We start from the raw sequence: 1,721 nt of genomic DNA on the forward strand, positions 1-1,721 counted from the left end.
TCCTTGAAGAGGGTGTGAATCTGAACAAATTAGATAAGGGGTGCCTTATTTTTAACACCCTGGCTGAAGAAGGTTTCAAGGTTTTGTCTGTGGACAGCAACCGATACGACACAAAGTATTGGCTGGAGAATTTTCTTGGGGTCAATGTACTCCCAGACGACAATTTTTACACGAAAAATTATCTTAAATTCTGCCAGAACTTTGCCAAGGACGTGGTTTTGCCAGCTGAAGATAAACAACAAGAAGTACTGTTTATGAACCGAGCTGTGAACCATTTTGCAAAAAATGATGCCTTTGAGGAATCCCTATTTCTCAATGAAGTAATGGAGAATCCGGAACTTATCCCTGAGTTCAAGCACTACAAGGTAGAAAAAGGTCCCAAGTATAGCATTGAGGATGTTTCAACCTTTCCGATTGCCAACAAAGCAGTTTCAGATTCCCGTAAGAAGATCAAAAATGTCATAACCCTGGATACCAATATTCAGATCCGCATGGATTTTATCAATCCAGAATCTGCAGAACGATTTGTAGAGAAAGGCTGGGATGAGGAAAAACAGATGTACTATTATCTGGTATACTTCAATAAGGAAATGAAGTAGTAAGAGCTGTTTCCTTCAGGAAAGTATATTGTAAAGCTTTATTTGATATTGATCTTCATATCAATGATCTGCCTCATACTTACATTTTCATAATTTCTTTTAACAAAATCCAGGGTAAGGATCAGGATCTCTCCCATTGATTTGCATTTTTTGAAATTGATATCATGGGTAAAATCGAAAATTTCCATCTTTAAACGTTCCACGTTCTCAGGAAGGGATATTTTATCCGTTTTGCAAGCGCTTAAGAGTCGATTTATCCGTTTGTTGGTACTAATGATCCGTTTGGCAATAATAGAGCGTTCTTCAACTTTATACTGTTCTATGGAATCCTCAAGCAACTTGTTTGATACCAACTCGACCATTTTAAAGTTTTCTTTAAAAAACTGCGGGCGGTATACATTGAGTTTTCCTTCAAAGCACTGCTGATCAAAATCAATGGCACGTATTCTGTAAACCACATGGTCAAAATCATGTATAGGAATAATCACATAGTTATAGGAACGCATGTCACCCAATAATTGGATCATAGATCGCTCATTGAACTTTACGAACTCTTTGGCTAACTGCGACTTTTCAGAATCACTGCAGTGGGGTAACATATTTTTTATAAAAATATCTCCCGGGATCCCCGCAATATGTTCCTCGATGAGTGTATCCTTACAGACGAGATAATTCAGATTATAGGGGGAGAGCATATGCTCTAGTTCTAACCCATAAATACGGGAAGCATCGGCCTTTTTTACATAAAAATAAGTGAAGTTCTCATTTAATATATTTCGGACCTTTATTCTGAAAGGTTTGGAATTTCCAAACGTACAATAATCCACGGCATCAATATTGAGATACTGAAAAATATGATCGGTACCATCTGAATGAAGTACGGAATAGACCCTTTTTAAACTAAGATCAATTTCTTTGCGATCGGAATCAGAGTAATACACCCGTACCCATAAGGTGTCAACACCATCATCATCATAGACCACCACAGAGCCAGCAAATCTGAGCAAATCGTCATAAAAAATGGGGAGTTCAATTTTTCGGTTGTACATTTCCAGGAAAGCATCGAGTTTTTTGCTCACAGGAAAAGAGGGTTTTTTCTTGGACATCAGCCGTTGTTGAGTC

The 1,721-nt window shown here is 37.8% G+C and carries 2 protein-coding genes; one reads left to right on the plus strand and one right to left on the minus strand.

Going from position 1 to position 1,721, the window contains the following annotated elements:
* The coding region (locus tag WBM98_RS07135; RefSeq protein WP_424365332.1) for a nucleoid-associated protein at window positions 1-599 on the plus strand (599 nt) is incomplete at its 5' end.
* A 38-nt stretch (window positions 600-637) separates the two neighbouring features.
* On the opposite strand, the gene WBM98_RS07140 is transcribed toward WBM98_RS07135, so the two are convergent.
* The coding region (locus WBM98_RS07140; RefSeq protein WP_424365333.1) for a hypothetical protein at window positions 638-1,721 on the minus strand (1,084 nt) is incomplete at its 5' end.

It is taken from the genome of Maribacter sp. (genome assembly GCF_049667165.1).
In the GTDB taxonomy this organism is placed as follows: domain Bacteria; phylum Bacteroidota; class Bacteroidia; order Flavobacteriales; family Flavobacteriaceae; genus Maribacter_A.